This window comes from Rhodococcus olei (assembly GCF_039540555.1).
GTDB classification, from domain to species: domain Bacteria; phylum Actinomycetota; class Actinomycetes; order Mycobacteriales; family Mycobacteriaceae; genus Rhodococcus_G; species Rhodococcus_G olei.
In genome coordinates, this window is the sequence record NZ_BAABFB010000029.1 from 54,470 (window position 1) to 79,164 (window position 24,695).

Annotated in this window: 22 protein-coding genes and 1 pseudogene; 15 read left to right on the top strand and 8 right to left on the bottom strand. The window is 70.9% G+C overall.

Features of this window, described 5'->3' with window-relative positions:
• Positions 1 to 2 precede the first annotated feature (2 nt).
• Positions 3 to 1,946: a sugar phosphate isomerase/epimerase and 4-hydroxyphenylpyruvate domain-containing protein gene (locus ABD951_RS06750; RefSeq protein WP_345342995.1), complete on the top strand. Its 1,944-nt coding sequence runs from the start codon at positions 3 to 5 to the stop codon at positions 1,944 to 1,946.
• 62 nt (positions 1,947 to 2,008) lie between these two features.
• On the opposite strand, the gene ABD951_RS06755 is transcribed toward ABD951_RS06750, so the two are convergent.
• On the bottom strand, positions 2,009 to 3,388 hold the full coding sequence (locus ABD951_RS06755; RefSeq protein WP_345342996.1) for an MFS transporter: 1,380 nt from the start codon (positions 3,386 to 3,388) through the stop codon (positions 2,009 to 2,011).
• A gap of 112 nt (positions 3,389 to 3,500) precedes the next feature.
• Positions 3,501 to 4,184, bottom strand: coding sequence for a TetR/AcrR family transcriptional regulator (locus ABD951_RS06760; protein ID WP_345342997.1), 684 nt, complete (start codon positions 4,182 to 4,184; stop codon positions 3,501 to 3,503).
• Positions 4,185 to 4,316: 132 nt separating this feature from the next.
• Between ABD951_RS06760 and ABD951_RS06765 the strand changes: the two genes are divergently transcribed.
• Positions 4,317 to 5,234 (top strand): shikimate dehydrogenase, encoded by a 918-nt coding sequence (locus ABD951_RS06765; protein WP_345342998.1) that lies wholly within the window; start codon positions 4,317 to 4,319, stop codon positions 5,232 to 5,234.
• Between the two features lie 81 nt (positions 5,235 to 5,315).
• Here ABD951_RS06765 and ABD951_RS06770 read toward each other — a convergent pair whose 3' ends face one another.
• Genes ABD951_RS06770 through pcaH form a run of 6 tightly spaced genes read right to left on the bottom strand, consistent with a single transcriptional unit; the run spans position 5,316 to position 11,216 of the window.
• Complete coding sequence (locus ABD951_RS06770; protein ID WP_345342999.1) at positions 5,316 to 6,524, bottom strand: acetyl-CoA C-acetyltransferase; 1,209 nt, start codon at positions 6,522 to 6,524, stop codon at positions 5,316 to 5,318.
• A gap of 19 nt (positions 6,525 to 6,543) precedes the next feature.
• Positions 6,544 to 7,320 (bottom strand): IclR family transcriptional regulator, encoded by a 777-nt coding sequence (locus ABD951_RS06775; protein WP_345343000.1) that lies wholly within the window; start codon positions 7,318 to 7,320, stop codon positions 6,544 to 6,546.
• A complete protein-coding gene (pcaDC, locus tag ABD951_RS06780) occupies positions 7,317 to 8,552 on the bottom strand; it encodes a bifunctional 3-oxoadipate enol-lactonase/4-carboxymuconolactone decarboxylase PcaDC (protein WP_345343001.1) in 1,236 nt (411 codons plus the stop codon). Before pcaDC ends, ABD951_RS06775 begins: the two co-directional genes overlap by 4 nt.
• A complete protein-coding gene (gene pcaB / locus ABD951_RS06785) occupies positions 8,549 to 9,874 on the bottom strand; it encodes a 3-carboxy-cis,cis-muconate cycloisomerase (RefSeq protein WP_345343002.1) in 1,326 nt (441 codons plus the stop codon). Before pcaB ends, pcaDC begins: the two co-directional genes overlap by 4 nt.
• Positions 9,875 to 9,883: 9 nt before the next feature.
• Positions 9,884 to 10,504: a protocatechuate 3,4-dioxygenase subunit alpha gene (pcaG, locus tag ABD951_RS06790; RefSeq protein ID WP_345343003.1), complete on the bottom strand. Its 621-nt coding sequence runs from the start codon at positions 10,502 to 10,504 to the stop codon at positions 9,884 to 9,886.
• Complete coding sequence (pcaH, locus tag ABD951_RS06795; RefSeq protein ID WP_345343004.1) at positions 10,497 to 11,216, bottom strand: protocatechuate 3,4-dioxygenase subunit beta; 720 nt, start codon at positions 11,214 to 11,216, stop codon at positions 10,497 to 10,499. The genes pcaG and pcaH overlap by 8 nt, the downstream gene beginning before the upstream one ends.
• A gap of 200 nt (positions 11,217 to 11,416) precedes the next feature.
• Here pcaH and ABD951_RS06800 point away from each other — a divergent pair, with 200 nt between their 5' ends.
• The 13 genes and pseudogenes from ABD951_RS06800 (at position 11,417) to ABD951_RS06860 (ending at position 24,651) form a co-directional block, all read left to right on the top strand.
• Positions 11,417 to 12,166: a CoA transferase subunit A gene (locus ABD951_RS06800; RefSeq protein ID WP_345343904.1), complete on the top strand. Its 750-nt coding sequence runs from the start codon at positions 11,417 to 11,419 to the stop codon at positions 12,164 to 12,166.
• Positions 12,163 to 12,810: a CoA transferase subunit B gene (locus tag ABD951_RS06805; RefSeq protein WP_345343005.1), complete on the top strand. Its 648-nt coding sequence runs from the start codon at positions 12,163 to 12,165 to the stop codon at positions 12,808 to 12,810. Before ABD951_RS06800 ends, ABD951_RS06805 begins: the two co-directional genes overlap by 4 nt.
• Positions 12,811 to 12,942: 132 nt before the next feature.
• Positions 12,943 to 13,761 carry an IclR family transcriptional regulator gene (locus ABD951_RS06810; protein WP_345343006.1) on the top strand — a complete coding sequence of 273 codons (819 nt, stop codon included), beginning with the start codon at positions 12,943 to 12,945 and terminating at the stop codon, positions 13,759 to 13,761.
• 54 nt (positions 13,762 to 13,815) lie between these two features.
• Complete coding sequence (locus tag ABD951_RS06815) at positions 13,816 to 14,538, top strand: HD domain-containing protein (protein ID WP_345343007.1); 723 nt, start codon at positions 13,816 to 13,818, stop codon at positions 14,536 to 14,538.
• A 53-nt stretch (positions 14,539 to 14,591) separates the two neighbouring features.
• Positions 14,592 to 15,848 (top strand): annotated as a pseudogene (locus tag ABD951_RS06820) (cytochrome P450); the annotation flags it as partial.
• Positions 15,834 to 16,946, top strand: coding sequence for a PEP/pyruvate-binding domain-containing protein (locus tag ABD951_RS06825; RefSeq protein WP_345343906.1), 1,113 nt, complete (start codon positions 15,834 to 15,836; stop codon positions 16,944 to 16,946). The pseudogene ABD951_RS06820 and the gene ABD951_RS06825, both read left to right, overlap by 15 nt.
• 69 nt (positions 16,947 to 17,015) lie before the next feature.
• Positions 17,016 to 18,830, top strand: a complete 1,815-nt coding sequence (locus ABD951_RS06830; RefSeq protein ID WP_345343008.1) for a PEP-utilizing enzyme — start codon at positions 17,016 to 17,018, stop codon at positions 18,828 to 18,830.
• Complete coding sequence (locus ABD951_RS06835) at positions 18,831 to 19,580, top strand: SDR family NAD(P)-dependent oxidoreductase (protein ID WP_345343009.1); 750 nt, start codon at positions 18,831 to 18,833, stop codon at positions 19,578 to 19,580.
• Between the two features lie 11 nt (positions 19,581 to 19,591).
• Complete coding sequence (locus ABD951_RS06840) at positions 19,592 to 19,912, top strand: 2Fe-2S iron-sulfur cluster-binding protein (protein WP_345343011.1); 321 nt, start codon at positions 19,592 to 19,594, stop codon at positions 19,910 to 19,912.
• A 2-nt stretch (positions 19,913 to 19,914) separates the two neighbouring features.
• Entirely contained in the window at positions 19,915 to 21,234 is a 1,320-nt protein-coding gene (locus tag ABD951_RS06845; RefSeq protein ID WP_345343012.1) for an NAD(P)/FAD-dependent oxidoreductase, read from the top strand.
• A gap of 2 nt (positions 21,235 to 21,236) precedes the next feature.
• Positions 21,237 to 21,884, top strand: coding sequence for an HD domain-containing protein (locus ABD951_RS06850; protein WP_345343013.1), 648 nt, complete (start codon positions 21,237 to 21,239; stop codon positions 21,882 to 21,884).
• On the top strand, positions 21,881 to 23,344 hold the full coding sequence (locus ABD951_RS06855) for an aldehyde dehydrogenase family protein (RefSeq protein WP_345343014.1): 1,464 nt from the start codon (positions 21,881 to 21,883) through the stop codon (positions 23,342 to 23,344). Before ABD951_RS06850 ends, ABD951_RS06855 begins: the two co-directional genes overlap by 4 nt.
• Before the next feature lie 29 nt (positions 23,345 to 23,373).
• Positions 23,374 to 24,651, top strand: coding sequence for a helix-turn-helix transcriptional regulator (locus ABD951_RS06860; RefSeq protein ID WP_345343015.1), 1,278 nt, complete (start codon positions 23,374 to 23,376; stop codon positions 24,649 to 24,651).
• Positions 24,652 to 24,695: the final 44 nt, after the last annotated feature.

Genomic DNA, 24,695 nt, shown 5'->3' on the forward strand with positions numbered 1-24,695 from the left:
CCGTGGACAGGGTGCGTACGTCCATCGCCACGGTGTGTCTGAGCGGCACGCTGGAAGACAAGCTGCCCGCGATCGCCGCCGCGGGATTCGACGGTCTCGAGGTGTTCGAACCCGACTTCGTGAGTTCGCCGTGGTCGGCGGAGGAACTCGCCCGGAGGGCGGCCGACCTCGGGCTCTCGCTGGACCTGTACCAACCGTTCCGCGACGTCGACTCCGTGGACCCGGAGGAGTTCGCGCGCAACCTCGTTCGCGCCGAACGCAAGTTCGACGTGATGGAGCGCCTCGGGTGTGACACCCTGCTCGTCTGCTCGTCGACCCTGCCGCAGGCGGTGCGCGCGGACGACCGGCTGGCCGAGCAGCTGGCGGTGCTCGCCGATGCCGCGCACCGGCGCGGACTCCGGATCGCGTACGAGGCGCTCGCGTGGGGCGCCCACGTGAACACCTACCGGCACTCCTGGCGGGTGGTCGAGGCCGCGGACCATCCGGCGCTCGGGGTGTGCCTGGACAGCTTCCACATCCTCTCGCGCGGCGACGACCCGTCCGGGATCCGTGACATCCCCGGGGAGAAGATCTTCTTCCTGCAGCTCGCGGACGCGCCGGCGATGTCGATGGACGTGCTGCAGTGGAGCAGGCACTACCGGAACTTCCCCGGGCAGGGCAGCTTCGATCTCGCCGGGTTCGGTGCGCACGTGGAGGCGGCGGGGTACCGCGGCCCGTGGTCGCTGGAGATCTTCAACGACACGTTCCGGGGGTCGGACACGGGCCGCACCGCTGCCGATGCGCACCGATCCCTGCGCTATCTGGAGGCCGAGGTGTCGCGCCGGGTCCGGGCCGAGGCGGCACCTCCGCCGCGCGACGACCGACGGGCCCGACTGTTCGACGCGCCGTCGGCCTCGCCGCTCGAAGGCGTTGTCTCCCTGCGCCTTGCCGCGGGTCCGGGCAAGAGCGACGCCCTGCGCACCGTGCTCGGCCGACTCGGGTTCCGGCTCGCCGGTGTGCACCGCGCGCACGATCTGCAGCTGTGGCGGCACGGGGGTCTCACCGTCGTCGTGGACGCGAGTGCGGGCACGGTCTGGACGGCGCCCGGGCTGCCCGCGCACCTGCCGGTGCTCACCCAGATCGGCGTGCGGTCCTCCGACCCGGAGTCCTGGGAGGAGCGGGCGCGGGCGTTCGAGGTGCGGGCGCGCGAGGTCGGGCTGCCGGGCGCCGAGGGCGCCTCGACGCCGGAGCGGGGATCCGCCTCCGACGTGGTACGGCTCGACATGACGGACGCGACCTCGCTGGACGTGCGCGGCCCCGCCAGCGCGGCGGCCTGGGAGGCGGCGTTCGAGCTGTACCCCGGCGAACGCGGCTGGGAGGACGACGTGTCCCTGTTCACCGGAGTCGACCACGTCGGACTCGCGATCCCGGCCGACAACTGGGACGGCGTGATGTTGCTGCTGCGTTCGGTGCTCGCGATGACCCCGCGCGAGGGACTCGACGTCACCGATGCGGTCGGCATGCTGCGCAACCGGGCACTCGAGCGACCCGCGCCCGACGGCGGCCCGGGGGCGCTGCGCCTGACCCTGAGCATGGTGCCCGGATCGGTCTCGTCGCACCTCGGGGCCGCCCGTCGCGGCGGGATCGGTCACGTGGCGTTCGCCTGCACCGACATCTTCACCACGGCCGCATCGATGCGGGCCCGGGGGTTCGAGCCGCTGCCGATCCCGGCGAACTACTACGATGATCTCGATGCGCGGTTCGGGCTCTCGCGCGAGCTGCTCGACCGGATGGCCGACTCGGGCATCCTGTACGACGCCGACAGCGACGGCGAGTTCTTCCATCTGTTCACGCCCACGGTCGGCGCCGACTTCTTCTTCGAGGTGGTGCAGCGGGTCGGGGGCTACCGGGGATACGGCGACGCGAACGCCGCGGTGCGTCTCGCGGCACAGTTGCGCGCGACCTGAGCGCGGGCGGGACGAGAAGCGGCCCCGACCGGACGGTCGGGGCCGCTTCTCGTCCCGCCGGGTCAGACCTCGGCGAGGGTCCGGTGTGGAAGCTTCCGGTCCAGCTCCGTGAGCGGGGTGCGGGAGTTCTCGCGTGCGGTGGCCGCGGACCCCGCCGCGACGAGCGCACAGACCGCGGTGAACGCCGCGACCGGGATCCAGTTGCGGGGGTCGCCGCCGCGCAGGGCCTGCGCGATCGTCGGGGCGAACCCGGCCAGGGCGAAACCGACCTGGGTGCCGATCGCCATGCCCGAGTAGCGAACCCGGGACGAGAACATCTCCGCGTAGAACGCGGGCCAGATCGCGTTGGTGGCGGCGTAGACACCGCCCATCAGGGCGATCCCGGCGGCGAAGACGGCGATCACGTTGCCGCTGCCGATCGCGGCGAAGTACCCGAAGATGCCTGCGGCCGAGCCGATCGCACCTCCGATGAAGACCGGTTTGCGGCCGATCCGGTCGGAGAGGATGCCGAAAAGCGGCTGGGACACCAGGGCGACGGCGTTTGCGGCGATCGCGACCCACAGCATCGTGGTGCGGCTCATTCCGATCTCTGGGGTGGTGGCGTACGCCAGACCGAAGACGGCGAACACGGTGCTCACGACCGCGATGAACGCGCAGAGGACGACTCGGAGCACATCGCGCCAGTGGGTGCGGAACAGGTCGACGACGGGTAGCGGCGGCGTGATCTCGGCCTCGTCGATCGCCTCCTTGGTGGCGACGAAGATCTCCGGCTCTTCGAGCTTCCGTCGGACGATGTATGCGACGACGAGGACGATCAGGCTGCACCAGAACGGGATTCGCCAACCCCACGAGTACAGGGTCTCGTCCGGAAGCGCGGCGACCGGGATGAAGGCAAGGCTTGCGATGATGAAACCGGCCTGTGTGCCGGTCAGGGTCCAGCTGCAGAAGAAGCCGCGGCGGTGCGCGGGGGAATGTTCGAGGGTCAGGGATCCGGCCCCGGACTGTTCGCCGGCCGCGGAGATGCCCTGGGCCACGCGGAGCAGCACGAGCAGCGCCGGGCCGACGGATCCGGCGGTGGCCGAGGACGGGAGGCAGCCGATCATGAAGGTCGCCAGGCCCATCAGCACCAGGCAGAACATCATCACCTTCTTGCGGCCTGCGCGGTCACCGAAGTGGCCCAGGACGACCGCGCCGACCGGGCGGGCGACGTACGAGATGCCGAAGGTCGCGAGCGACAGCAGTACCGGGTTCCTCGCGCCCTCGAAGAAGACGTGCGGGAACACCAGTGCGGCCGCGGACGCGAAGATGTAGAAGTCGTAGTACTCGAGCATGCTGCCGAAGAAGGCGGCCTTCGCCGACATCTTCGCTTTCGCCGGATCGGCGTTCGGATCCTGTGGACCGGGATCGGGGGACGGACGGCCGGTGCGGTGGTCGAGGGTCATCGGGAACTCCTGAGGGGCCTTGTGTTCGCGATACGAACGAGTCGCGTGTACCGCGCACGTGTCAAGGTAACCCGGGTCACAGCCCTGCGTCAATAATGGTCGAACTGGTTAGTTAATCATCGTGACCGGTATTGGACCGCAGGTAGGACAGGACGACGTCCCCGAGCATCGTGCGCAGGTGGGTGCGGTTCTCGGGGGCGGTCAGGTCCCAGTCGAACAGGGTTCCGAACGTGTACCGGTTGGCGATCCGGAAGACGCAGAACGAGCTGATCAGGATGTGGACGTCGAGCGGTGTGACATCGTCACGGAACAGTCCGAGCTCGCGCCCGCGCGCGAGGATCCGGTCGAGTGTCTCGACCGCCGGCCGCTGCGTTTCGGCGATGCCCTCGATCGCGGCGAGGTTCTCGCCGCGATGCGTGTTCTCGATGGCCACGAGCCGGATGAAGTCCGGATGCGCCTCGTGGTGGTCGAAGGTGATCTCGGCGACGGCGCGGATCGCCGCCTCCGGGTCGAGGTGGTCGACGTCGACCTGCGCCTCCTCGTGTCGGATCTCCTGGTACGCGTTGGCCAGGACCGCGCGGTAGAGGCCTTCCTTGTCACCGAAGTAGTAGTAGAGCATCCGCTTCGTGGTCGCGGTCTTCGCGGCGATCTCGTCGATGCGGGCACCCGAGAGGCCCTTGTCCGCGAACTCCGTCGTCGCGACCCGAAGGATGTCCTCGCGGGTGCGCTCCGGGTTCCGGGTGCGCTTGGGGGTTGTCCGCGTGGGTGCCTTCCGGGCGGTCTCAGCCGGCGCCATCTTCTCTCCTGGGTTCTCGGGCGTGTGGTGCTCGGGACGGGTTTCGAGGGTGTTCGCGTTCCGAATCGTATGCTACGTTGAGTTAACTCACTGGATAGTTAATAGTTCGAGCCCCTGGAAGTGAGCCTCACCATGACCCTCGCCGAAACCGCCCCTTCCGTCACCGGCGCCTCCTCGCGCATCGAGGCCCCGTCCGCGCCGTCCTTCCTGTGCGGCCTCGTCGGTTCGGGGATCTCACGATCGCTGACACCGACACTCCACGAGGCCGAGGGACGCGCACACGGTGTCGGGTACGTGTATCGGATCCTCGACATCGACACCCTCGGGGGTGTGGCGGCGCTTCCCCGGATCGTCAGCAGCGCAGTCGAATTCGGATTCGACGGGCTCAACGTCACGCACCCCTGCAAGCAGGCGGTGATACCGCTGCTCGACGATCTGACCCCCGATGCCCGCATGCTCGGTGCCGTCAACACCGTCGAGATCGACGGCGACCGGCTGGTCGGACACAACACCGACTGGACGGGCTTCGGGCGCAATCTCGACGCCGGACTCGGCGACACGCCCGTCGGCCGGGTCGTCCAGCTCGGCGCCGGTGGCGCGGGTGCCGCGGTCGCGTACGCCACCCTCACGCGGGGGCCGGAGGCATTCACGGTCGCCGATGCCGACCCGTCCCGGTCCCGCGCGCTCGCCGATCAGCTGTCGGAGCAGTTCCCGGGAGGTGGTATCGCCTCCTGCGGCCTGTCCGACGTGCCTGCGGCGGTGCGCGCGGCGAACGGACTGGTCCACGCGACACCGGTCGGCATGGCCGCGCACCCGGGTATCGCGCTGGACGCCGCGTTGCTCCGCCCGGACCTGTGGGTCGCCGAGGTGGTCTACCGGCCCACCGAGACCGAACTGCTGCGGCGGGCGCGGGCGGTCGGGGCGCGGACGATCAGCGGCATCGGCATGGCCGTCGGTCAGGCGGTCGACTCGTTCCGGATCTTCACCGGCCTCGAACCGGACGCGGCGCGGATGACCGAACACATGCGACAGGTGCTCGCCGCCGAGTGACGCACGACCTGCCGTGCGGCCGAATGCCATCGTGCCGATCCACTGCACACGATGACATTCGGCCGTGCCGGGGAGGTGTCGTCAGAGCCGCTCGAACACCGCGGCCAGGCCCTGCCCGCCGCCGATGCACATCGTCTCGAGCCCGTAGCGGCCCTCGCGACGGTCGAGTTCGCGCAGCAGCGTGGCCAGGATGCGGGCGCCGGTGGCCCCGACCGGGTGGCCGAGGGAGATGCCGGACCCGTTCGGGTTCAGCCGCGCGTCGGTGGGGTCGAGGTCCCAGGTGCGGAGCACCGCGAGCGCCTGCGCGGCGAACGCCTCGTTGAGTTCGATGACGTCCAGGTCGGCCAGGGTCAGTCCGAGCCGGTCGAGAACCCGGGCGGTCGCGGGGACCGGACCGATTCCCATCGTCCGGGGTGGCACCCCCGCGACCGCCCACCCGGCGAGCCGTGCCAGGGGCCGCAACCCGAGCTGGGCCGCATTCTCGGGCGTGGTCACGATGCACACCGCCGCCCCGTCGTTCTGTCCGCTGGCGTTGCCTGCGGTCACCGTGGAGTCGGGGTCGACGCCGGCGCGGATCGGCCGCAGCCTCGCCAGCGACTCGAGGCTGGTGTCGGCGCGGGGGTGTTCGTCGGTGTCGACGACGATCGGGTCCGACTTACGTTGCGGGACGGGCACTCCGACGATCTCGTCGGCGAAGCTGCCGTTGCGTTGCGCGGCGACCGCACGCTGGTGCGACTGGACGGCGAGGGCGTCCTGGTCGGCGCGGCTGATGGAGAACTCGGCACGCAGGTTCTCGGCGGTCTCGATCATGCCGCCCGGGACCGGGAAGTTCCTGCCGCCGGCGGTGACCCGGGCGCGGGCGAGCCGGTCCATCAGGGCGACGCCGTCGCCCCGCACGCCCCAGCGCATGCCGGTGGCGTAGAACTCGGCCTGGCTCATGGACTCCACACCGCCGGCCAGGATCAGGTCGGAGGCGCCGGTCGCGACCTGCATGCACGCCTGGATCACCGCCTGGAGGCCGGACCCGCAGCGCCGGTCCACCTGCAGGCCGGGAACGTCGATGCCGAGTCCGGCGTCGAGTGCCGCGACCCGGCCGATCGCGGGAGCGTCGCCACCGGGGGAGGCCTGGCCGAGGACGACGTCGTCGATCTGTGAGCCGTCGATGCCGGTGCGGCTGACGAGTTCGGTGATCACCGTCGCCGCAAGGGTTTCCGGTGCGATGTCCTTGAACACGCCACCGAACCGGCCGACCGGGGTGCGCAGGGGTTCACAGATGACGGCGTCGGGCATGGGGGTCCTCACGTTTCGGTCATTGGGACTGCATGCGCACCAGATCGAGACTGATCGCCTCGACGGTGCCCAGCAGCGCGGGCAGCAGGTCCTTGCGGACGGCGGCCGCGGAGTAGCGGGCGGCCTGGGTGGAGATGTTGGCGGCGGCGACGACCGTGCCGCTCGCGTCGCGGATCGGGGCGGCCAGCGAGCGCAGCCCCTCCTCGAGTTCCTGGTCGACGATGCAGTACCCGTCGGCGCGGACCTTCGCGATCTCCGCGCGCAGCGCGCCGGGCGAGTCGATCGTGCGGCCGGTCAGCGGGGTCAGGGTGACGGTCGCGAGGTACTTCTCGAACTCGGCCTCGGGGAGACCGGCGAGCAGGACTCGGCCCATCGACGTCGCGAACGCGGGGAACCGGGTGCCGATCATGATCGAGACGGTCATGATCCGGCTGACCGGGACGCGCGCGACGTAGACGACGTCGCCGCCGTCGAGGATCGACACCGACGCGGACTCGTGCACCCTCTTCGTCAGCGCCTCGAGGTGCGGGACGGCGACCTCCGGCAGCGTCAGGCTCGACAGGTAGCTGTAGCCGAGTTCGAGCACCCGCGGTGTGAGCCAGAACACCGACCCGTCGGTGCGCACGTAGCCGAGTTCGACGAGCGTCAGCAGGAACCGCCGCGCGGTCGCGCGGGTCAGGTCGGTGGCCTTGGCGACCTCGCTGAGGGTCTGCCGCGGACGCTGGGAGTCGAAGGCACGGATGACGGACAGTCCCCGGGCCAGGGACTGCACGTAGTCGGGTGACGGTTCGGTCATGGTCCGGACTGCTCCTCGGTGTCCGCGGAGCCGACGTCGCCGTCGACGGAGTCGGCAGTGTCGGCGGCGCCGACGTGGTGAGCGCTGCCGACTCCCTCCGCGAGTGCATTCTTGCCGAGGGCGAAGGCACGGTTGCTGTTCGGCACGCCCGCGTACACCGCGGTGTGCAGGAACACCTCGACGAGTTCGTCGGGTGTGACGTCGTCGCGCAGGGCCGCGCGGATGTGCATGTCGAGTTCGTGCTCGTTGCCGACCGCGGTCAGGATCGCGAGCGTCAGCAGGCGACGGGTGTGGTGGTCCAGGCCCGGCCGGTTCCAGATGTCACCCCACGCGGTCCGCGTGATGAAGTCCTGGAACGGGGCCGTGAACGCGGTGGTACCCGCGACCGCGCGGTCGACGTGTGCGTCACCGAGCACGGTGCGCCGCACCGACATCCCGGTTTCGTACGTCTCGCTGCGCTGGGCGGGCCCGGCGATGTGCGAGGCGATCAGCGCGGTGACGCGACCGGCCTGCTCGACGCTCGCGAGGTGTGCGCCGGGGTCGAGCACCCGCATCGTGGCGTTCGCGATGCCGTCGGCGACGACCCGCAGGTCGTCGGGGGTGGTGGCCGGGTCCTGCCGTCCGGCGATCACCAGGGTCGGAGCCGCGATCCGGTCGAGGTCGGCCCGGCCGTCCCAGCCCGACAGGGCCTCGCAGCACGCGGCGTACCCCTCGTCCGAGGTCGCCGCCACCATGGCCCGCGACGACGCGACCAGGTCGGGGTCGCGGGTGGCGAGGCGCTCGGTGTACCACCGCCCGACGACGGCCTCGGCGATCGAGCCGGTGCCCTCGGCGCGGACCCCGGCGGCCCGGTCGAGCCAGCCCTGCGGTTCGCCGAACCGGGCGGCCGTGCACAGCAGCGTCAGGGTGTGGACCCGGGTCGGCGCGTGCACGGCGATCCACTGCGACACCGCCCCGCCCAGGGAGAGTCCCACCAGGTGCACGGCAGGCAGCTTCAGGGAGTCGAGGAGTGCCAGGACGTCGCCGCCGAGGTCGGCGATCGTGTACGGCCCCGCCGGGGCCGGTGATTCGCCGTGGCCGCGCAGGTCGACGGCGAGGACGTTGACCTGGTCGGAGAGCGTGCGGATCTGGGGGTCCCACATGGATCGGTCCGAGCCCAGCGAGCCCAGCAGGACCACCGTCGGGGCGCCGGGCCCGGGGCCGGTGAGTTGATGCGCGAGGGCGACCGTCACTGGGGTGTCTCCTTCTTCGGGGTGCGGGCGGCCAGCACGCGGTCGACGATGTCGCCGGCGTGGCCGAGATAGCGGGCGGGATCGAGGAGTTCGCGCACCGCGGCCGGGTCGAGGAACTCGGTGACCCCGGGGTCCGCGTCGAGCCGGCGGCCGGCGGCGCACGCCGCGGTGACGCGCTCGCGGGCGTCCGGGGTGTACGCGGCGAGTGCCCCGGTGACCCGTTCGGCGAGCAGCATCCCGCCGGTGGCGTCGAGGTTGCGGGCCATCGCGGCGGCGTCGACGTGCAGCCCGCTCACGCAGCTCGCCAGCCGATGGGCCGCGCCCCCGGTGAGCCGGAGCAGGTCGGTGACCGTCTCCCACTCCGCATGCCACGCGCCGGCGGCGCGCTGGAACTCGTGCGCCATCGATCCGAGGACGGTGCCCACCAGTCCGGGTACCCGCAGGGCCGCGCCACGGGCGGTGACCGCGGCGACGGGGTTGCGCTTGTGCGGCATCGCCGACGAACCGCCGGGCGCGTCCTCGGCGACCTCGCCGACCTCGGTCGCGGCCATGAACACCACGTCGGTCGCGATCTTCGCGATCGCGCCGGCGGCGACGCCGAGCGCGGACGCGAGCTCGCCGATCCGGGTGCGGTCGGTGTGCCAGGGCACCGCCTGGCGCGCCAGACCCAGTTCATCGGCGAGCCGGTCCGCGACGGCCAGTCCGTGCGGGTACAGCGCGGCGAGAGTGCCTGCCGCCCCGCCGAATTGGACGGGCAGGCCGGCGAGCGCTCCGGTCAGCGTGGAATGCGCCCGGTCGAGGGCCGCGCACCAGCCGGCGGTGAGGGCCCCGAACGTCGTGGGCAGCGCCTGCTGGCCGAGGGTGCGGGCGGCCATCGGCGTGTCCCGGTGCCGGACCGCCAGGAGCGCCGCGGCGTCGGCGGCGGCCGCGAGGTCGGCCGCGACCACCGTGCCGGCGCGGTGGGCGATCAGCATCAGGGCGGTGTCGAGGACGTCCTGGCTGGTCGCACCGGTGTGCACGGCCGCGCCGGGGACACCGGCCGGGGCGCACTGGGCACGCAGGTGCCTGACCAGGGGGATGACGGGATTGCCGCCGGCCGCACCCTCGACGCCGAGCAGTGCCGGGTCGAGGGTGCCGGACAGGGTGCGGGCGGCCGCCGCGACGGCGACCGCCTGGTCCGCGGTGATGACACCGGAGTCGGCGGCGGCGTGCGCGAGGGCACCTTCGACCTCGAGCATCGCCGACACCCACGCGCGGTCGGAGAGCAGGGAACTCAGGCGCCCGGCACCGAAGACCGGATCGAACAGTTCACCGCGCGTCACACGAGCCCCCTAGAAGCGGAAGAACGGCGTTTCGGCGCCATTCGGGTCGGCGTCCTGCACCACGATGTCGAAGTGGTAGCCGTCCGCGGTCGCACGCGCAATGAGCTTGGCGCGCTGAGCTTCCGGCAGGGCCGACAGTACCGGGTCGGCGGCGTTGGCGGCCTCCTCGTCGGGGAAGTAGATCCGGGTGATCGCGCGGTCGAGCATGCCGCGCGCGAACACCGACACGTCGATGTGCGGGGCCTCGGTCAGGCCGTTCTCCGCCGGCAGCGCTCCGGGCTTGATCGTGGTGATCGCGACCGTGCCGGTGGCGTCGGCGGGCACCCGGCCGAAGCCGCGGAACGTGCAGCCCTGGCTGCCGCGGGGGTCGTCCGGGTGGTCGAATCGCCCGTCGGCGTCGGCCTGCCACGTCTCGACGAGCGCGTCGGCGATCGGGTCGCGGTTGCCGTCGACCACGGTGACCGTCAGGGTCAGTGCCCCCGGCGTGCCTGCGGCGACGACCTCGGCGCCGTCCGCCCACGGCAGGCCGATGTGCAGGTACGGTCCGACGGTCTGCGAGGGTGTCGGCCCGAACTTCACGGTCGTGAAGTCGCCCGGCGTGACCGGGTAGCGGGGTGCGAACTCAGTCATCGTGGTCGTCCTCCTCGAAGGGGGTGGCGTCGTGGCCGCGCAGCACGATGTCGAATCGGAAGCCGAGCGCCCAGTTGTCGGTGGTGGCCGCGTAGTCGAAGACGCTGATCATCCGCTGGCGGGCCCCGTCGGGCACCGAGTTGTAGATCGGGTCCTGGAAGAACATCGGGTCGTCGGGGAAGTACATCTGGGTGACCAGGCGCTGGGTGAAGGCGCGGCCGAACAGCGAGAAGTGGATGTGGGCGGGTCGCCAGGCGTTGTGGTGGTTGCCCCAGGGGTACGCGCCGGGCTTGATCGTGGTGAACGAGTACCGGCCCTGCGCATCGGTGAGAACGCGGCCGACGCCGTTGAAGAACGGGTCGAGCGGGGCGGGCCACTGGTCGCCCTGGTGCCGGTACCGACCGGCGGCGTTGGCCTGCCACACCTCGATCAGTGTGTTCGGCACCGGGCGGCGGTCGCTGTCGAGGACCTGGCCGTGGACGACGATCCGCTGTCCGCTCGCCTCGCCGCCGTTGGCGAGGGTCAGGTCGGCGTCGGCGGCGGTGACCCGCCCCTCGCCGAGGACCGGGCCGGTCAGCTCGGTCAGGCGCTGGGGCAGCAGTGTCGGCGGCTGCTTCGGGCTGCGGAGGGAGGTGGTGCGGTAGTCGGCGAACTCGAGGGGCGCCTCCTCGGTGTCGTCCTTGCCGCGATAGCGCGGGGGCAGGTGGAGCATGCTCGGGCCTTTCGTCGAAGGGAACCGGTGGCGCGGCCGTGGCTCTCACCCGGATGGGTGTTCGTAGAGTGCACAGACAGCCGCTATACGAACAAGCATAGAACTCGGCCCTGTCCCGGGGCAATGCCGCCCCGCGGATGTGTTCGTAATGCGAATGGGTGTTCACACATCGCACACACCGCGCTATCGTGGTCGGTGTGATGGACAAAGTCATTCCCACAGCAGCCGAGGCGGTGGCCGACATCCCGAACGGCGCCTCCCTCGCGGTCGGCGGTTTCGGGTTGGTCGGAGTTCCGGAGGTGCTGATCGCCGCCCTGCTCGACCAGGGGGCGACGGACCTCGAGACCGTCACCAACAACCTCGGCACCGACGGCTTCGGTCTCGGGGTCCTGCTCGCCGCACACCGGATCCGGCGCACCACGAGCTCGTACGTGGGGCAGAACAAGGAGTTCGCGAGGCAGTACCTGGCGGGTGAGCTCGAAGTGGAGCTGACGCCGCAGGGCTCGCTCGCCGAGCGGCTGCGGGCCGGCGGTGCGGGCATTCCCGCGTTCTTCACTCCGGCCGGCGTCGGAACCCAGGTTGCCACCGGTGGCCTGCCGCGCAGGTACGACGGCAACGGCGGTGTCGCGATCGCGAGCCCGCCGAAGGAGACCCGCGAATTCGACGGCGTCACCTACGTGATGGAACGCGCCATCGTGACCGACTACGCGCTCGTGCACGCCTGGAAGGGCGACCGGCACGGAAACCTGGTGTACCGCAAGAGCGGCCGCAACTTCAATCCGCCCGCGGCCGCGGCGGGACGGATCACGATCGCCGAGGTCGAGCACCTCGTCGAGCCCGGTGAGATCGACCCCGACGACGTGCACACCCCCGGTATCCACGTCCAGCGTGTCGTGCACGTGCCCGTGGTGGGCGACAAGCAGATCGAGAAGAGGACGGTGCGCCGATGAGCTGGACCCGGGACGAGATGGCGGCCCGCGCCGCGCGGGAACTCGAGGACGGTCAGTACGTGAACCTGGGCATCGGCATGCCCACCCTGATCCCGAACCACATTCCCGCCGGTGTCGAGGTGGTGCTGCACTCCGAGAACGGTGTCCTCGGAGTCGGGCCGTACCCGTACGAGGACGAGGTCGACGCCGACCTGATCAACGCAGGCAAGGAGACGATCACGGTGCTGCCCGGCGCCTCGTTCTTCGACTCCGCGCAGTCGTTCGGGATGATCCGGGGCGGTCAGGTCGACGTCGCAGTGCTCGGCGCGATGCAGGTCAGCGAGACCGGTGACCTGGCGAACTGGATGATTCCCGGCGCGATGGTCAAGGGCATGGGCGGTGCGATGGACCTGGTGCACGGCGCCCGCCGCGTCATCGTCCTCACCGACCACTGCAGCAAGTCGGGCGAGCCGAAGGTCGTCGCGGAGTGCTCGCTGCCGCTGACCGGCGAGCGGTGCGTGCACCGGATCATCACCGACCTCGCGGTCCTCGACGTCACCGCCGAGGGTCTGCGCCTGGTCGAGACCGCACCCGGTGTCACCGTCGACGAGGTCCGCTCCGCCACCGGTGCCGAGCTGATCGTCGCCGAGGTCGCGGTCGGCTGATCCGCGCGGCCGCACGCACCGGCCCATCACACGGCGCCCCGGCATGATTGCCGGGGCGCCGTTCGTGGTGGGGTGCCGCGACGCGTGGTCGGGGAGACGATGGGGGAGCGGTGACGACAGGAAGGACGCGGCATGGCCGGACAACCCCGCGAACCGGGGCGGACCACGACGTCGCGGGTGCTCGCGATCCTCGCGGCATTCGAATCCCGGGGTGAGCCCCTGCAGCTCACCGAGATCGCCGCGTCCGCGGATCTGCCGCTGAGCACGGTCCATCGGCTCGTCGGTGAACTCGAACGGTGGGGCGCCCTGCAGCGGGGTCCGGACGGGCGCTACCAGGTGGGGATCCGGCTGTGGGAGATCGCCCAGAACGCCGGCCAGCGGCTGCGCGACATCGTGCACCCGCCGCTCCAGGACCTGTTCGACCTGACGCACGAGACCGTTCACTTCGCGGTACGCCGGGGGACGGAGGTGATCTACGTCGACCGGATCTACGGGAGCAGGCGGGTCCCGCGGATCGCACGGGTCGGAGATCGGTTGCCGTTGCACCCGACCGCCGTCGGAAAGGTCCTGCTCGCGTACGAGGAGGACTGGTTCCGCGAGGCGTACCTGTCGCACGCGCTCGAGCGCCGGTCGCGATACACGATCACCGACTCTCGCCGCCTGGCCCGCGACCTGGACACGGTGCGCGAGAACGGATATGCGCAGACCCAGGAGGAGATCGCGCTCGGGCTCTGTTCGGTGGCGGTGCCGGTGCGCGCACCCCGGGGCGACGTCGTCGCGGCCGTCGGGATCGTGTTGCCCAGCACGCGAAGTGCGGAGATCCCGCGCTTCCTTCCCTCGCTGCGGGGCACCGTCGCCCGGCTCGAGAGGCGCTTCCGCGACCTGCCGCAGCCCGTTGAACAGGCGATTCGAAGTTTCTGGCTCGGCACTTCCGTTGAACGGAAGCGATAGCTAGGTAGGTCGCCCGCGGCGCGGAAAGGTGGTCTCCGTCACAAGGAGGAAGTCATGGAGACCAGCATCACGACCCCGGCCGGTGGTTCGGCCGCGGGCGCCGGCTTGCTCGGCCGGGACGTGTCGGCACTCGTTCCCGCGGCGGCCGACGTCCCGGGCCTGATCGACATGTCCCCCGCCGAGCGGTCGGTCTGGGACCGGGCGGTGGGCCACCTCCACGTGCGCGACAACGACGTCCACACCGTCTACGCGTTCGGCATCGCGAAGGCCCTCGTCGCGGCGGTCGACGGAGCTCGTCCCGAGATCGTGCTTCCCGCAATCCTTCTGCACGACACCGGGTGGTCCAGGGTGCCCGAGGATCGGGTGCTCGAGGCGATCGCCCCGCAGCCGCGGCATCCGGAACTGGTCCGGGTGCACGAGATCGAGGGTGCCGCGATCGCCCGCGCCGTGCTCGAGGACCTGGGCCGCGACCCGGCGGACATCGACGCGATCGTCGCGATCGTGGACGGCCACGACACTCGCGCCGAGGCGATGAACCCGAGTGACGCCGTCGTCAAGGACGCCGACAAGTTGTGGCGGCTGACCCCGCACGGGCTCGCGACCGTGCAGCGCTGGTTCGGACTCACTCCCGATGCGGCCCTGCGGATCGTCTCCGGGAGAACACACGACCACCTCCACACCGCCCCCGCTCGAACGATGGCCCGCGCTCTCGCCGCGATCGCGTCGATCGACCTGTCCCCGCAGCGCCGGGCCCTCGCCCGCCAGGGCGAATGGTGACCCTCGTCCCGGACGCCCGCCGCGCCGCGCCCGACCCGAATCCAGGAGTGCACATGACCGCCACGACCGATCGCGAACCCACCGCCGGCTGTCCCGTCGCCCACCACGGCTACCAACCGTTCGCGATGACCGACCCGTTCCCCGCGTACACCCGACTGCGTGCGGAGGAGCCGGTGATGTTCGACGAGCGGATCGACTGCTGGGTCGTCAGCCGGTACGACGACGTGAAGGCGGTCTTCGACGACTGGGAGGCGTTCAGCAGCGAGAACGCCCAGGCCCCGGTTCGGGAGCGCGGGCAGCAGGCGCGAAAGATCATGGAGGACGGCGGATTCACCGCGTACTCCGGCCTGTCGGCCCGGATCCCCCCGGAACACACCCGGATCCGCAAGGTGGTGTCCAAGGCGTTCACCCCGCGGCGGTACAAGGCGCTCGAACCGTTCATCCGCGACAACGTCGACACCCAACTGCGGGCGATGCTCGCGCGCCCGGAGCGGCGCGGCGACCTGCTGCGCGACCTCGCGTACGAGGTGCCGACGGTGACGATCCTGACGCTGATCGGCGCGGACACCGGCCAGGTCGACACCTTCAAGCGCTGGTCCGATTCGCGGGCGGCGATGACGTGGGGTGACCTGAGCGACGAGGACCAGATCCCGCACGCGCACAACCTCGTCGAGTACTGGCAGGAGTGCCTGCGGCTGGTGGCCGAGGCGCACGCGCACGGCGGCGACAGCCTGGTCGCGGACCTGGTGCGCGCCCAGCAGGACGGCGACCCGATCAGCGATCACGAGATCGCGTCGGTCTGCTACAGCCTGCTGTTCGCCGGCCACGAGACCACGACGACGCTGATCGCCAACACGCTGCGCCTGCTGCTCGCGCACCGCGATCAGTGGGGCGCGCTGGCAGCGGACCCGAAGCGGATCCCCGCCGCCGTCGACGAGGTGCTGCGGTTCAGCCCGTCCATCGTCGGGTGGCGTCGGAAGGCGCTGCGGGACACCGAGATCGGCGGGACGTCGATCCCCGAGGGTGCGAACGTGCTGCTGCTGATGGGGTCGGCCAACCGGGACGAGCGCCGATTCGAGGACGCCGACGTCTTCGACGTCTCCCGGGCCAACGCACGCGAGCACCTGGCGTTCGGCTTCGGCATCCACTACTGCCTGGGCAACATGCTCGCCAAGCTGCAGGCCCGGATCGCGGTCGAGCGGGTGCTGGCGCTGGCCCCCGACCTCGAACTCCTCGACGCCGACGCGATCCGATTCGGCGACAACCTGTCGTTCCGGGTCCCGACGGCGGTGCCGGTGCGGTGGGGCAGCGGTGACCCCCGCCCGTACATCCAGTTCTTCGACGAGGACACCGAGCCGAGGCACGAGCTGCTCGGCGGCAAGTGCGCCTCGCTCGTGTCGATGACGCAGGCCGGCATGCCGGTGCCGCCCGGATTCGCGGTCACCACGGCGCTGTACGACGATTTCGTCGCCGAATCCGGTGTCGCCGAGGGAATCCGGAGCCTGCTTTCGGGGCTGGACCCGGACGACGTCGCCCAGGTGGACGCGGTCTCGGCCCGGATCCGTGACGCGATCACCTCCCGGCCGGTGCCGGAGCGCCTGCGACGGGTGACGGTCGAGGCCTACGAGCGCCTGCAGTCCCGTTTCGACGCGCCGGTTCCGGTGGCCGTGCGATCCTCCGCGACCGCCGAGGACCTGCCCGATGCCAGCTTCGCGGGCCAGCAGGACACGTACCTGTGGCTGACCGACCTGAATTCGGTCACCGAGCACATCCGCCGGTGCTGGGCGTCGCTGTACACCAGCCGCGCGATCACCTACCGGCTGAGGAACAACATCCCGGACGAGGGTCTGTCGATGGCGGTGGCCGTGCAGAAGATGGTCAACGCGAGGGTCTCCGGCGTCGCGATGACGCTGGACCCCACCAACGGCGACCGCTCGAAGATCACCGTCGACGCGTCCTACGGCGTCGGGGAGATGGTGGTCTCCGGTCAGGTCACCCCCGACAACGTCGTTCTCGACAAGGTCATGCTCAGCGTGGTGACGGAGACCGTCGGTGCCAAGCACGCGGAGCTGATCCCGGATCCCGAGTCGCGCGGCCTGGTCGAGCAGGAGGTCGACCCGCAGCGCCGTGAGCGTCGGTGCCTGACCGACGGTGACCTGCGCGCCGTGGCGACGATGGCCAAGCGCGCCGAGAAGCACTACGGATGCCCCCAGGACATCGAGTGGGCCCTCGACGCGGACCTCCCCGACGGGCAGAACCTCCTGCTGCTGCAGTCCCGCCCGGAGACCGTCTGGTCGTCGAAACCCGCCGCGCCCTCCGCATCCGCGGAGGCTCCGGCGACGGCGCGCAGCGGCTTCAGCATGGCCGGCATCACCCGGTCGATGACCCGACCCCGTGCCGCCGGGTGACCGCGGGACCCGCCGGCACACCCAGCATCCACGTCCACGACCGACGACCAACCCGATGAGGAACGCCCCATGTCGATGAAGTCCTTCCCCAGCCCCTTCGAGCTCGAGACACCGAAAGGCGCCGAGGGGTGGCAGGAGCTGTACCCCTACAACATGGTCTTCCAGGAGAGCCTGAAGGACGACGAGGACAAGAAGTTCTGGTTCTGCGACAGCCAGCACTGGCCGACCGTCTTCAAGCCGTTCGAGACGATCGGCGGCGAGTTCGCGGTCAAGTGCCTGGGCCAGTACAACACCCGGCATCTGCTGATCCCCAACTCGAACGGCATCGAGTTCCGCATTCACCTCGGCTACCTGTACATGTCGCCGATTCCGGCGCCGGAGGAGGAGTTCGAGGCGCGGGTGCCGCACTTCGAGGAGCGTGCGGCCTACTACTACGCCAACTGGGAGCGGCTGCTCGAGGAGTGGCACAAGAAGGTGCGCACCACGATCGACGAGATGGCCGCGCTGGAGTTCACGAAGCTGCCGGCGATGGTCCCGATCGAGGACATCACCTCCGGCAAGGCCAAGGACGGCACCGAGAGGCTGCTGGAGAACTACGACCGGCTGATCCAGCTCTGCTACCAGAACTGGCAGTACCACTTCGAGTTCCTCAACCTCGGTTACATCGCCTACCTCGACTTCTTCGGGTTCTGCAAGGGGGTCTTCCCGAACATCCCGGACCAGTCGATCGCGGCGATGGTGCAGGGCGTGGACATGGAGCTGTTCCGGCCCGACGACGAGCTCAAGAAGCTCGCGGTCCTCGCCGTCGAGATCGGGGTGGACGGCGCGTTCGACGACCCGAGCGACGTCGACGGCACCCTCGGCAGGGTCGGGGCAGGCGAGCACGGCGAGCAGTGGCTCGCCGCGTACCGGGCGGCACAGGACCCGTGGTTCAACTTCACGGTCGGCAACGGCTTCTACGGTCACGACAAGTACTGGATCGAGCACCAGGACATTCCGCTCGCCTACATCGCCGACTACATCCGCCGGCTGCGCGAGGGTCAGCAGATCATGCGTCCCGTCGAGGAACTCGCCGCCGAACGCGAGCGGATCGCCGCCGAGTACCGGGACCTCTTGGGCGGCGAGGACCGGGACACGTTCGACGCCAAGCTCGAACTGGCGCGCACCGCCTACCCGTACGTGGAGAACCACAACTTCTACATCGAGCACTGGACGATGGGCGTGTTCTGGCGCAAGGTCCGGGAACTGTCCCGGATGCTCCACGAGGAGGGCTTCTGGGAGCAGCCCGACGACCTGCTGTACCTGAGCCGCGGCGAGGTCCGCGAGGCGTTGTTCGACCTGGCCACCGGGTGGGGTGTCGGTGCCGCGCCGATCGGACCGAGCTACTGGCCCAAGGAGATCGAGCGGCGACGCGGGATCGTCGACGCGCTGAAGTCGCGTCGACCCGAGCCGGCCTTGAACACGCCGCCGGAGTTCATCACCGAGCCGTTCACCAGCATGCTCTACGGCATCACCACCGATCAGGTGCAGCAGTGGCTCGCCGACGACGAGGACACCTCCGGTGGACTGCGTGGCATGGCCGCGTCGCCGGGCACCGTCGAGGGCGTCGCCCGGGTGGTCACGAGCGCCGACGAGCTCACCGAGGTCCGGGAGGGCGAGATCCTGGTGGCCCCGATCACCGCGCCGTCCTGGGGCCCGATCTTCGGCAAGATCAAGGCCACCGTGACCGACATCGGCGGCATGATGAGCCACGCCGCGATCGTCTGCCGCGAGTACGGCCTGCCCGCCGTCACCGGCACCGGATCGGCGTCCACCCAGATCCGGACCGGCCAGCGACTCCGGGTCGACGGCACCGCCGGAACCGTCACCCTCCTGGACGCCTGAATGTCGGCCGCAGCGAAGACGGTCGTGATCACCGGCGGCGCAGGCGGATTGGGCCGCGCCTTTGCGCTCGGCTTCGCCGGGCGCGGGTACCGGGTCGCGGTCGCCGACATCGACGGTGCCGGTGCGCAGGAGACGGCGCGCCAGGTCGCCGACCTCGGGACCGACGCCACCGCGCTCACCGTGGACGTCACCTCGGTCGACTCCACCGACGCGATGGCGGCCGAGGTCGCCGCCTTCGGCGCAGGCAGCATCGACGTGCTCGTCAACAACGCCGCGATGTACGCGGGGGTGACCCGCGCGCCGTTCGAGGAGATCGACCCGGCCGAATGGGATCGGGTGATGGCGGTGAATCTCAAGGGGCCGTGGATGTGCGCGCGGGCGTGCAGCCCGTACCTGCCGGACGGCGCCCGGGTGGTCAACGTCTCCTCGGCCACCGTGTTCAGCGGCTCCGAGCAGTGGATGCACTACGTCGCCTCGAAGGGCGGCGTGGTGGCCTTGACCCGGGTGATGGCCAGGGAGCTCGGGCGGCGGTCCATCACCGTCAACGCCATCGCGCCCGGGTTCACCCTCACCGAGGCCAGCTACGGGCTGATCGAGGGCGCCGAGAACTACGGCGTCGACCGCGGGGCGCTCCGGCGGGCCAGCCGGCCGGAGGACATCGTGGGCGCGGCCCTGTTCCTCGCCGGCGAGGACAGCAGCTACATCAGCGGGCAGACGCTCGTCGTCGACGGCGGACGCCAGTTCATCTAGGAGAACAATCAATGCCCAAGGTCACATTCACCGACTGCGAAGGGATTTCGCGCGCGATCGACGGCAACGTCGGCGACTCCGTGATGGAGGTCGCGATGCGCAACGGCGTCCCGGGGATCCTCGCCGAGTGCGGCGGATCGCTGTCCTGCGCCACCTGCCACGTCTTCGTGCGCGAGGACGAGTTCGCGAGCCTGCCGGACATGGACGACATGGAGGACGAGATGCTCTACGCGACCGCGATCGACCGCGCGGACACCTCCCGGCTGTCCTGTCAGGTCAGGCTCACCGACGACATGGACCTGCACGTGACCACGCCGGAAACCCAGGTCTGATCATGGCCGGCTATCACGACGGCGACGGGCCCGACGGCGGCCTTCTGATCATCGGCGCGAGTCAGGCCGGTGTGCAGCTGGCCGGCTCGCTGCGGGCCCTCGGCCACCGGGCGCCGATCACGTTGCTCGGCGACGAGAACCACCGCCCGTACCAGCGCCCCGCCCTGTCGAAGGACTTCCTGCAGGGCAAGGTGACCTCCGAGTCGTTGATCTTCCGCACCGCCGAGTACTGGGACGAGCACCGGATCCGGCTGGTCAAGGGCGAACGCATCACGGCGATCGACCGCGCCGACGACGGCGGCGGCGTCGCGCGCTCCGAGTCGGGAGCGCGGTTCGCGTTCGACCGGCTCGCGCTGACGGTGGGGGCGCGGGCCAGGCGGCTCGACATCGACGGCGCCGACCTGGCCGGGGTGCTGTACCTGCGCAACGCCGACGACGCACTGGCGCTGAAGGCGCGGATGCCGGAGGCAACCGACGTCGTCGTGATCGGCGGCGGGTTCATCGGGCTCGAGGCGGCCGCGAGCGCAGACACGATGGGCCGCAGGGCCACCGTGCTCGAGGCCGGGCCACGGTTGATCGGCCGCGCGGTCGGATCCGAGACCTCGGACCACTTCCTCGGCGCGCACCGCGGCCGCGGCGTCGACGTGATCCTGAACGCCGAGATCGTCAGGGTCGTCGGTGCCGACGGTGCGGTGACCGGGGTGGAGCTGGCCGACGGTCGTGTCGTCCCCGCGCAGATCGTGCTCGTCGGGATCGGGGTGATCCCGAACACCGACCTCGCCGAGGCGATGGGCCTGGAGTGCGACAACGGGATTCGCGTCGACGAGTACGCGCTCGCGTCCGACGGTGTCACCATCGCGGTGGGGGACTGCGCCAACATGCCGAACCCGGTCCGCGGCGCACCGCCCGGCGACCGGATCCGCATCGAGAGCGTCAACAACGCCATCGAACACGCGAAGGTCGCCGCCTACTCGCTCGTCGGCCGCCGCGAGGAGTACGCGGGGATTCCCTGGTTCTGGTCGAACCAGGGTGATCTGAAGCTGCAGATCGCCGGCCTGTCGACCGGATACGACCGCACCGTCGTCCGCCGCGACGACGAGAAGGGGAAGTTCTCGGTCCTGTACTACCGCGGCGAACAGATCATCGCCGCGGACTGTGTCAACCACCCGCTCGACTTCATGGCGGTCAAGAACGCGCTCGCGAAGGGCGCGACCATCCCCGCGGACGCGGCGTCGGACGTCGCCACCGCGTTGAAGTCGATCACCATCGCGGACCCGGCGGCGCCCCTCGCGGCGCGACCGGCGGTCCCGGCAGAGAGGTAGTCATGCGCATCCCCACGACCCACCCGGTCGACACCTCGCAGATCGCGGCCCCGCCGGACGAGTCCGCCGATCTCGATCCGGTGTGGAAGTCCGTCGTCCCGGAATCCCGGGCGCGCAGCAACGACATCCACCTGCCGATCTCCCTCGCCTACGCCGAGCGGCTGTGCCGGGCACATCCCGAGGCGGACGCCCTGGTCGTCCGGGTCGCGATCCTGTTGCACGACACCGGCTGGGGCCGGGTCGACGAGGACCGGATCCTGTCCGAGGGATTCACCGGCGACTGGCGCAAGGCCTCGATCCGGTACGAGCACGAGCGGCAGGGCTGCCTGATCGCCCGCGAAGTGCTCCCGCCGCTCGGGTACGACGACGAGTTCGTCGAGCGGGTGTGCGCGATCATCGACGGTCACGACACCAGAGCGGACGCCCACTCGCTGGAGGACGCGCTGGTGCGCGACGCGGACCGCCTGTGGCGCTTCGGGACGACCGGAATCGCGTTGGCCTCCTCGTGGTTCGGGCTCACCCCGTCCCGGTACTGCGACCGGCTCGAGGCCGAGATCGTCCCGGAACTGAAGACCGAGGCCGGATTCCGGATCGCGACCGTCGAGCTGGCGCGCTCCCGTGCCCTGCTCAAGACCGAGGTGCTGCGATGAGACGGGAGGCCGTCGAACTGCCGTACACGCGGGTGGACGACGTGTTCGTCGACGGCGCCTGGGTGCCGTCGACGAGCACCGCCCGGATCGAGGTCGTCGACCCGGCGACCGAGGAGGCCTGGGGTTCGGTGCCGGACGCGTCCACCGAGGACGTCGACCGTGCCGTGGCGGCCGCCGACCGCGCGTTCCGCGGCGCCGGCTGGTCCGACCTGACCCCGTCGGCGCGCGCCGAGCATCTGATGCGGATGGCCGACGAGGTGGAAAAGCGGGCGCAGCCGTTGTCCTGGACCAACACCCGGGAGAACGGCAGCCCGATCGCGGAGACCGGCGGGGCGGCCGCGAACGCGGCCGGAATCCTCCGGTACTTCGCATCGCTCGCACCGACCCTCGAGGCCGAGGACGTGCGCCCGTACCCGAACCGACCCGGTCGGACGGCCGTGTTCCGTGACCCGATCGGGGTGTGCGCGCTGATCGCCCCGTGGAACTTCCCGATCAACCTGGTCGTCGCCAAGCTGGCGCCGGCGCTGATCGCGGGCTGCACCGTCGTGATCAAGCCGGCGCCGTCGACACCGCTGTCGATCCGCCTCGTCGTCGACGCGGCGGTGGCCGCAGGCATCCCGGCCGGGGTGATCAACCTGGTGACCGGCTCCGGAGCGGTCGGTGACCGCCTCGTCCGGCACCCGCTGGTGCGGAAGGTGGCCTTCACCGGCTCGACACCGGTCGGCCGGAAGATCGCCGCGGCCTGCGGCGAACTGCTCCGGCCGGTGACGCTCGAGCTCGGCGGAAAGTCGTCGGCGATCGTGCTCCCCGACGCCGACCTGGACGCGATGGCGGACGTGCTGATCCGCTCCTGCATGCGCAACACCGGCCAGACCTGCTACATCGCCACCCGCATCCTCGCTCCGGCGCGGCGCTACGACGAGGTGGTCGACACGGTCACGCGGACCGTCGCCGCAGGCAAGCAGGGCGACCCGTTCGACGCGGACACCGTCTTCGGGCCGGTCGCGACGCGGGCGCAGTTCGACATCGTCCTCGACTTCCTCGAGTCCGCACACACCGAGGGTGCGCGCGCCACGACCGGCGGCGCGAGGGCGGCCGCCGAGCGCGGCTGGTTCGTCGAGCCGACGGTGTTCGCGGACGTGACGCCCGGTATGCGGATCGCCCGCGAGGAGATCTTCGGACCGGTCGTCGTCGTCCTCCCGTACGACACCGTCGACGACGCGGTGGCGCTGGCCAACGACACCGAGTTCGGGCTGGGCGGGATCGTCTTCGGGCGCGACCCCGATGCCGCGATGCGGGTCGCGCGGCGCGTGGACACCGGTTCGATCGGCATCAACTTCTTCGCCTCGAACCACAGTGCACCGTTCGGTGGGCGCGGCGATTCCGGACTGGGTGTCGAGTTCGGTGTGGAGGGGCTGGGCGCCTACCTGACCCCGCAGTCGGTGCACCGAGCGGGGTGAGCGGCGCCGCCCTGGGCTAGGGTGCCGCGGTGGACAGTTCGACCCGCGGTGCCGAGGAGACCCGACTCGAGGGGCTGCGCGGCGTGCTGGTCGGCCCGCTGCCCGAGATCGGCCGGCGCTTCTCCACCCTGGTCACGCCACTGGTCCCGCACACCGCGCTGGTGATCTTCACCCGGGAGTGCACGGGCCGCCCCCGCAAGGTTGCGGGCGATCCACTGATCGTGGACCGGGTCACCGTCGCCGAACTGGACCGCATCCGCACCGAACTCGGTCCGGCGCAACCGGATTCGTCGATCGTCCACCGCGGCACCGCGGTCCTCGGGGGTCGTGAACTGCCGGTGCACGCGATCCTGGACCGCACCGACATCCTGCTGGTGACGGTTCCGCGCGGCACGGGCGGCGTCGACACCGGGCTGCTGGCGGGACTGTTCGCCGTGGTCGCGCTCGGCATCCAGCTGCAGGTGCGCCACGCCAGTCCCGCCTACCTGGCCGAATCCCGTGCCGCATCCGCCGAACGCGCCCGCACCGTCGCCGAGCTGACGCAGGCGCACGCGGCGCATCTCGAGACGATCCTCGCGACCCTGCGGTCCCCGGACCTCGACGACACCCGGGCGCGGGCCACGGCCCGCGAGTCCGCGACGTCCGCGCTGCTCGGCCTGCGGACCGCGGTCGACCGGCACCGCGAGATGGCCGAGGAGGCCGTCGCGACCGCGTTCGCCCGGTTGCGGGGTGAACTCCGTGGGCTGGTGCCGGCGGCGATCGACCTCGAGCTGGTCGAACCGCCGGTCGGCGGGCGTGGCCTGCCCGGCGAGGTCGCGCACGCCGCGCGCGCCGTGGTCCGTGGCGGCGTGCTGGGTCTGGTGACGCAGCCGGCGCTGAGCCGGGTGCGAGTCGCCTGGGACTGCGACGGCGAGAATCTGCTCGTCGACGTCCGCGACGACGGCGGCGGGACCGCCGACCTCGTCGAGCTCGACCGGCAGTTGCGGCCCCGAGTCGAAACCCTGGGTGGCACCTACGAATCCGAATCCACCGCGGGCTGGGGATCGCGGCTGTCGGCGATGCTGCCACTCGACCATCCCGAGGCGGGGGAGAAGCAGACGGCGCTGTCGGTGCTCGGTCCCCGTGAGGTGGAGGTGCTGGGGCATCTCGTCGCCGGGCGACGCAACCGCGTGATCGCCGAACGGCTGCAGGTCAGCGAGAGCACCGTGAAGTTCCACGTCGCGGCGGTGTTGCGGAAGCTCGAGGTCGGGACCCGCGGCGAGGCGGCCGCGGTCGCCGCCGAGGCCGGTGTCCGGCCCGCGCCGTGACGGCCGTTCTTTCGGCCAGGTGCAACCGTCCGTCCGGTCAGGTC